The organism is Streptomyces scabichelini, assembly GCF_011045015.1.
Classification (GTDB): Bacteria; Actinomycetota; Actinomycetes; order Streptomycetales; family Streptomycetaceae; genus Streptomyces; species Streptomyces scabichelini.
In genome coordinates this window covers 121,493-128,695 of record NZ_JAAKZY010000003.1, presented here as the reverse complement: position 1 = coordinate 128,695, position 7,203 = coordinate 121,493, and the positions used below count along the sequence as shown (strand labels likewise).

Annotated in this window: 6 protein-coding genes and 1 pseudogene; 4 read left to right on the top strand and 3 right to left on the bottom strand. The window is 69.6% G+C overall.

The annotated features are described in order from the left end of the window. Window positions 1-104 precede the first annotated feature (104 nt). Window positions 105-845: a LysR substrate-binding domain-containing protein gene (locus tag G5C60_RS01975; protein WP_165254381.1), complete on the bottom strand. Its 741-nt coding sequence runs from the start codon at window positions 843-845 to the stop codon at window positions 105-107. A gap of 58 nt (window positions 846-903) precedes the next feature. On the opposite strand from G5C60_RS01975, the gene G5C60_RS01970 reads away from it, so the two are divergent. The 4 genes from G5C60_RS01970 (at window position 904) to G5C60_RS01955 (ending at window position 5,206) form a co-directional block, all read left to right on the top strand. Continuing rightward, window positions 904-1,305, top strand: coding sequence for a DUF5997 family protein (locus G5C60_RS01970; protein ID WP_165254380.1), 402 nt, complete (start codon window positions 904-906; stop codon window positions 1,303-1,305). A gap of 132 nt (window positions 1,306-1,437) precedes the next feature. After that, complete coding sequence (locus G5C60_RS01965; protein ID WP_165254379.1) at window positions 1,438-2,343, top strand: glycoside hydrolase family 16 protein; 906 nt, start codon at window positions 1,438-1,440, stop codon at window positions 2,341-2,343. 21 nt (window positions 2,344-2,364) lie between these two features. Further along, a complete protein-coding gene (locus G5C60_RS01960; RefSeq protein ID WP_241266411.1) occupies window positions 2,365-3,426 on the top strand; it encodes a Rieske 2Fe-2S domain-containing protein in 1,062 nt (353 codons plus the stop codon). Window positions 3,427-3,571: 145 nt separating this feature from the next. Beyond that, window positions 3,572-5,206 carry a cellulase family glycosylhydrolase gene (locus G5C60_RS01955; RefSeq protein WP_165254378.1) on the top strand — a complete coding sequence of 545 codons (1,635 nt, stop codon included), beginning with the start codon at window positions 3,572-3,574 and terminating at the stop codon, window positions 5,204-5,206. A 47-nt stretch (window positions 5,207-5,253) separates the two neighbouring features. Here G5C60_RS01955 and G5C60_RS53925 read toward each other — a convergent pair. Continuing rightward, a pseudogene (locus tag G5C60_RS53925) lies at window positions 5,254-5,547 on the bottom strand (BBE domain-containing protein); the annotation flags it as partial. 46 nt (window positions 5,548-5,593) lie between these two features. Next, window positions 5,594-7,147 (bottom strand): MFS transporter, encoded by a 1,554-nt coding sequence (locus G5C60_RS01945; RefSeq protein WP_165254377.1) that lies wholly within the window; start codon window positions 7,145-7,147, stop codon window positions 5,594-5,596. Between the last annotated feature and the right edge of the window lie 56 nt (window positions 7,148-7,203).

The window sequence follows — 7,203 nt, the reverse complement described above, 5'->3', positions numbered from 1 at the left end:
GGCCTGGGGGCGCAGCCCCCAGTTTCGGGAAGGGGCGGGGCTGGGGAACTACGCGACCACCCACGACGGACCCGCAGCCGCCCATGGACGCGGTGGCCGCAGACCTACGACCGGCGGCGAGGCTTCCCCCGCTTGCCGCCGGCACCGCTTCGGGGGCTTCGGCCGGTCGATGTGGGCTTCCGGCGGGCGTCCGCCGCTTCGCGGCGCTTGGGCTTCGGCTGCGCCGGAGGCGGGGTGCGCCCTCGCGTGCTGTTGACCGTTCGTCCGCGGATGATCCCGATGAAGTCCTCGACCAGGTCGGTGGTCGCGTCCTCGGGCCACGACAGTGCGACGCTCGACTGAGGCGCGTCGACCACCGGTCGGTAGGTGAGGTCCCTGCGATGGTGCAGGCGGGCCAGCGACTGGGGGACGAGGAGGAGACCCACGCCTGCCGCCACGAGTTCGATGGCGTCCGCCGTCGTGGCGGGGCGCTCGATGGCGGGCCGTCCCGGTCGCTGTTCCCAGTCGAGGACATCGTCGAGCGGGTGGAACACGATGTCCTCGGAGAGATCCGCGACGGTCACCTCGTCCGCAGCCGTCACCATGTGGTCCTTCGGCACCACGACCACCGTCGACTCGGTGTAGAGCGGGATCGCGCTGAAGACCGTACGGTCGACCGGCAGCCGTACGAGTCCCGCGTCGGCTCCGCCGGTCCGCAACACGTCGGCTGCTTCGACGGCCGACACATCGACGAGGGTCAGTGGAACGTCGGGCAGCCGCTCGTTCCAGATCCGCACCCACTTGGAGGGCGTCACCCCCGGGACGTACGCGAGGCGGAACGAGGGGGATGCTTCCGAGCCTGTCACTCCGCCAGGTTACCGGTCGTGGTCGGAGGCCTCGTACGCGGTCGATAGTCTTGACAGCATGAAGTCGCACCAGACCACCCAGACCATGAAGCCCGCCACCGCGGCGAAGAAGCTGGGTGTGTACCTCGAGGCCACCCCCGCCGAGTTCCAGGAGGGCGTCGTCTCGCGCGCCGAGCTGAACGAGCTCCAGGCCGATCCGCCCGAGTGGCTGCGGGAGCTGCGCCGCAACGGCCCGCATCCCCGCCCGGTGGTCGCGGCGAAGCTGGGCGTCTCCATCGCGGGTCTCGCGCGCGGCGGAGTCACGGAGCCCCTGACCACCGAGCAGATCGAGGCGTTGAAGACGGACCGGCCCGAGTGGCTGGAGAAGGAGCGCGCCACCCAGGCCGAGGTCCGCAAGGAAGCGGAACGCATCAAGGCGAAGAACGCCGAACGCGGTGATCAGACCCGTCGGCAGTCCTGACCTCTCGGCGGAGCATGACAGTCCGGTACGAGGCCCGTTCCGGGGATGGCGCTGCGCCTGCCCTGCGGCGAGGCTGTTCCTTCGCGCGGCACATCGCACCGCACGCGGGCCGAGGACCGGAGGAGCCTTCCGATGGGGTCACACGCAGCGCCGAACCGTCGTAAGCGCGCCCTGCTGGTGTCTCTCGGTCTCATGCTCCCGGCCGTTCTCCTCGGCGTCCCCCGCGCGGACGGGGCGCCCTCGTCGGCCGACACCTGCCGCACCACGGGCACCGAGCTGCCCCGGGGCGACTGCGGGCCGTTCTGGCAGGTCCTCGCGGAGGACTTCAACGGTGACCGGGTGCCGCTGGGCGCGTTCAGCGACTGCGATCACCATGTCGACACCTCCGCCGCGTACTGCGGCGGCCTGCGCGGCAAGTACCGCGACAACTGGTGGGCGTATCCGACCGGTTGGCCCGACACGGCGGGCGGCCGGGACCGGGACGTCGTGGGTGTCTACCACCCGGAGGACACCGTGAGCGTGGGTCCCGCGGAGAACGGCGACGGAAGGATGCGCATCCGGATGTGGCGGCCCGCCGACGGCGGTCCGGTGCATGCTGCGGCAGTGGTGCCACGGGCCGTCATGCAGATGAAGTACGGCAAGTACAGCGCCCGCATCAAGGTGACGAAACTGGCTCCGGGATACAAGTCCGCCTGGCTGCACTACGGCGGGGGCTGCGAGATGAACCACCCCGAAGGCGAGTGGACCGGCCCCCTCACCGCGTTCCATCATCCGTGCGGCGGAGGCGAGCAGGGCTACTTCCCGGGGGCTGACGACTGGACGGAGTGGCACACCGTCTCGACCGAGTGGACGCCTGGACATGTGCGGTTCTTCGTGGACGGCCGCCAGACCGGGCACGACACCCGCAGGGTGCCTGACCGCCCCCTTTCCTGGGTACTGCAGAACGAGAGCGCCCTGGAGGGGCCGGGCGCGGCTCCGGGCAGCAGCGCCCAGCTCGACGTCACGTGGGTCGCCGCGTACGCGTACGGCTGGAAGTGAAGAGCAAGCTAGCCTCGGCGCATGCTGTTTCGCCGTAGCCATGACAAGCTGGCCGCCCTGCCGCGCGATCCGCGAGCCGATGAGTATCCGATGCCGCCTGTTCCGTACGGGTGGTACGCCGTGCTCCGCAGCGCCGAGTTGCGACCGGGCAAGGTCGTCAGCCTGCACTACTTCGGACGTGCCCTCATCGCCTTCCGCGGAGCGGACGGGCAGCCGACCGTGCGTGACGCGCACTGTCCGCACTACGGCGCGCATCTGGGCGTGGGCGGGAAGGTCGTGGACGGCGCCGTGGAGTGCCCGTTCCACGGGTGGCGGTTCGGTGCGGACGGCCGGTGCGTGGAGGCACCGTTCGCGGTCCGCACCCCCAAGGTGTCCCTCGGCGGCTTCCCGGTCAGCGAACACAGCGGGCTCATCTTCGTCTACGCCGGGCCGGGCGAGCCGTCGTGGGAGGTACCGGAGATCCCGGAGACGGGGTCCGGAGACTTCGCCGATCCGATCGACGACACCTGCCGAGCGCGTATCCACGTCCAGGAGATGCGCGAGAACATCGTGGACGAGTCCCACTTCCACTTCATCCACGGCCAGAGCGAACCACCCGTGCAGGACCTGCGGCCTGACGGCCCCTTCGCCGAGGTCCGCGGCCGGATCGGGCGGCGCGTTCTCGGGTGGGACATCAACAACACCTTCGATGCGTTCATGTACGGACCGGGCGTCATGGTGGTCCGCTCCCACGGCCCCGTCCTCTCGGTGACCGCCGTCGCCCTCACCACCCCCGTCGACGACCGCACGAGCGAGATGCGAATGCTGTACTACATCCGCAAGCCGTCCCGGCTCCCGTTCCTCGTGCCCGCCCTCAAGCTCGTCTTCCGGGCGGAGGCCCTGGGCGAGGTGCGCGAGGAGGTCCGGATCTGGGATCACAAGATCCACCAACCGCGCCCGGTCCTGCTGCCCCACGAAAAGGGCATCAAGGCATTGCGCCGCTGGTACGCCCAGTTCTATCCGTCCGACGTCCCTGCCGGGCAACTGCGCGAGCCCGCCTTGCGCTCCGAGGTGGAGACCCGGGCCGGGACGGGGAGCGACTAGGGGTCTCCTTCCTCACCCTCGTTCTTCACCTCTTCCTTCATCTGCCCCTCCTGCACCGCCGGTCGCCGGCCTCTTGACGCGTCAATGACAACAATGGCTTGATGGCCATGGGAGCGCTCCCACATCACTCAGGGAAGGGAACACCATGCGCAGCAGTCGCCACTTACGCTTACGGAACGTCACGATTCTCAGCCTTCTGGCCGCCCTGCTTCTCCCCCTGCTCGGCCTCAGCACCCCGGCCCATGCCGCGCCCACCGGCTTCCGTATCGAGAACGGCCGGCTGCTGGAGGCGTCCGGGAACGACTTCGTGATGCGCGGCGTCAACCACGCCCACACCTGGTATCCGGACCGGATCAACTCCCTTGCCCACATCAAGGCCAAGGGGGCCAACACCGTACGCGTGGTCCTCGCCAGCGGTGACCGGTGGACCCGTAACGACACCGCCGACGTGGCGAACGTCGTCACCCAGTGCAAGCAGAACCGGCTCATCTGCGTCCTGGAGGTGCACGACACCACGGGTTACGGCGAACAGAGCGGCGCCGCCACCCTCTCCCGCGCCGCCGACTACTGGATCAGCGTGCAGAGCGCCCTGGCCGGCCAAGAGGACTACGTCATCGTCAACATCGGCAACGAGCCGTACGGGAACACCAATTACGCCGCCTGGACGGCCGACACCAAGGCGGCCATCCAGAAGCTCCGCGACGCCGGCTTCGACCACACGATCATGGTGGACGCGCCCAACTGGGGCCAGGACTGGGCGTTCACCATGCGCGACAACGCCGCGTCGGTCTTCGCCGCCGACCCCGACGCCAACACGATCTTCTCCATCCACATGTACGGCGTCTTCGACACCGCCGCCGAGGTCAGCGACTACCTCAACCGCTTCGTCGCCGCGAAACTCCCCATCGTGGTGGGCGAGTTCGGTCACGACCACTCGGACGGCAACCCTGACGAGGACGCCATCCTCGCCACCGCACAGCAGCTCGGCCTCGGCTACCTCGGCTGGTCCTGGAGCGGAAACGGCGGCGGGGTCGAATACCTGGACATGGTCACCAACTTCGACCCGAACCAGCTCACCACCTGGGGACAGCGGCTCTTCAACGGTGCGAACGGCATCGCCGCCACCTCCGAGGAAGCCACCGTCTACTCCTCGGGCGGAGGCGACACCACTCCCCCGACCGCCCCTGGGACGCCGACCGCTTCGCAGGTGAACTCGTCCTCGGTGAAGCTGACTTGGGCCGCCGCGACCGACACGACGGGCGTCACCGGGTACGACGTCGTCCGCGTCAGCGGCGGGACCGAGACCGTCGTCACCACCACGGCCGACACCGCCGCCACTCTGACCGGCCTCGCCCCGTCCACCTCCTACACCTTCGCCACCTACGCCCGCGACGCCGCCGGCAACCGCTCGCAGCGCTCCGGCACGGTGGCCGTCACCACCTCCTCCGGCGGATCGTCGGCGGCCTGCGGCATCGACTACCGGGTGACGGGCCAGTGGCCCGGCGGCTTCCAGGGCGAGATCACCATCCGTAACACCGGCAGTTCGGCGATCAACGGCTGGACCCTCCGCTGGACCTTCCCCGACAGCCAGCGCATCACCAACCTGTGGGGAGGCACCGCCACGCAGAGCGGCTCCGAGGTCGGCGTCACCTCCGCCTCGTACACCGCGACGATCCCCGCGGCGGGCTCCGTCACGCTGGGCTTCACGGCCACCCGGGCGACCGCGAATCCCAACCCCACCGCCTTCACCCTGAACAGCTCCGCCTGCTCACTGGCCTGACCGCGTGACTGTTGCCGATGGAGCTCCCGCAGCGGCGCGACGGCCCCTCAGGGTGCGATGTTGTGGTTCAGGCGGAACAGGTTGCCGGGGTCGTAGCGCCGTTTGGCGGACGCCAAGCGGTCATAGTTCTGCCGGTAGTTGGCCCGCACCCGGTCCTGGTCGTCGGCGTCCATGAAGTTCACGTAGCCGGCCCCCGTCGAGTGTGGTTCCAGTGCCCCTGCGAAGGCGCGCGCCCAGTCGATGGTCGCCTCGCACTCGGCGCGGGTCGGCAGGGCGGGGCTGAGGGCGGTGGAGAAGTCGGCGTCGCGGTAGGCGAACGCGGTCTCCTCGGACCCTCCTCGCCCGCGGCGAGCCGGACACCACTCGCCGCTGGTGAACGTCTCCGCTTCAGACCGGGCCGGGGCCCATCCCGCCCTTGAGGCGTTCCAGGTCGGACGGGCGGACCTGGATGACCAGGACGGCGATCAGTGCCGCGAGCACGGCGAAGATCGCCGCCATGATGAAGGCGGCCGAGACCCCGGAGGTGAGGACCTCGTCGGCCCAGGGCGGCGGGAGATCCCCGGTGCGTTCGAAGCGAAGGCGCTCGGCCGGGGTCGCCTGTTCCAGGAAACGCGGCACCTGCTCGTCGGCCTCGTTCCTGCTGGCCGTACCGAACATCGTGACCAGGATGGACAGTCCGAGCGAGCCACCGACCTGCTGGGTGGCGTTGAGAAGCCCGGAGGCCGCGCCCGTCTCCTGGGTGGCGACGTTGGAGAGCGCCATCAACGTCAGCGAGACGAACTCCATGCCCATGCCGAGGCTGAAGACGAGGATCGGGCCGAGGACGCTGCCCGCGTAGGTGGAGTGGACGTCGGTCAGGGTCAGCCAGGCCAGGCCCGTCGCCGCCAGGATCGCGCCCACCACCATGAAGGGCTTCGGGCCGTACGTGGGCAGGAACCGCGAGGCAAGGCCCGCACCGATCGCGATGACCGCGCTGACCGGCAGGAAGGCGAGACCGGTCTTCAGCGGGCTGAAGTCCAGCACGTTCTGCGTGAACAGCGTGAGGAAGAAGAACATGCCGAAGATCGCGGCGGCGAGGCTCAGCATCATGCCGTAGGTGCCCGCGCGGTTACGGTCGGCGAACATGTGCAGCGGCGTGATCGGCTGCCTGGAACGCTTCTCGACCAGGATGAACACCGTCAGGATGATGACGGCCGCGGCGAACGAGGCCAGGGTCAGCGCGTCCCCCCAGCCGTCCTGCGCGGCCCTGATGAAGCCGTACACCAGCAGCACCATGCCGACGGTGGAGGTCAGCGCGCCGGTGAAGTCGAAGTGGCCCGGGTGGCGTTCGGACTCCCTGATCCAGCGGGGCGTGGCGAGAGCGAGGAGCAGCCCGATCGGGACGTTGACGAAGAGCACCCACCGCCAGCTCAGCCACTCGACGATGACCCCGCCCGCGAGCAGTCCGATCGCACCACCGCCCGCCGAGACCGCGGCGAACACCCCGAAGGCCCGGTTGCGCTCGGGCCCTTCCCGGAACGTCGTGCTGACCAGGGAGAGTGCGGTCGGCGACGCGATGGCGCCGCCGACGCCCTGGAGGGCGCGGGCGGCGAGGAGTTGGCCGGCGTTCTGTGCGAACCCGCCGAGCAGGGAGGCGAGCGCGAAGAGCAGCACCCCGAAGATGAAGACGCGCCGCCTGCCGAGGATGTCGCCGGTCCGGCCGCCGAGCAGCAGCAGACCACCGAAGGTGAGGGTGTACGCGTTGACCACCCAGGACAGGCTGGTGGTGGAGAACTCCAGGGAGCTCTGGATGTGCGGCAGCGCGATGTTCACGATGGTGATGTCCAGGACCACCATGAGCTGACACGACGCGATGACCAGCAGCGCCATCGCGTTGCCGCCACCACCGCGTTCCTGGGTGGTGGTCTGCGCTGAAGGGGACGGCTGCGGGCTGCTGCTCATGGCGTTTCGCACTCTCGGAGGTCGAACCCTCGCGAGGGGTCAGCGACCGGTTCGGT

Coding starts and splice junctions, on each gene's coding strand:
- G5C60_RS01960 (WP_241266411.1), top strand. CDS start 2,365: ATGCTGTTTCGCCGTAGCCATGACAAGCTGGCCGCCCTGCCGCGCGAT.
- G5C60_RS01970 (WP_165254380.1), top strand. CDS start 904: ATGAAGTCGCACCAGACCACCCAGACCATGAAGCCCGCCACCGCGGCG.
- G5C60_RS01965 (WP_165254379.1), top strand. CDS start 1,438: ATGGGGTCACACGCAGCGCCGAACCGTCGTAAGCGCGCCCTGCTGGTG.
- G5C60_RS01955 (WP_165254378.1), top strand. CDS start 3,572: ATGCGCAGCAGTCGCCACTTACGCTTACGGAACGTCACGATTCTCAGC.
- G5C60_RS01945 (WP_165254377.1), bottom strand. CDS start 7,147: ATGAGCAGCAGCCCGCAGCCGTCCCCTTCAGCGCAGACCACCACCCAG.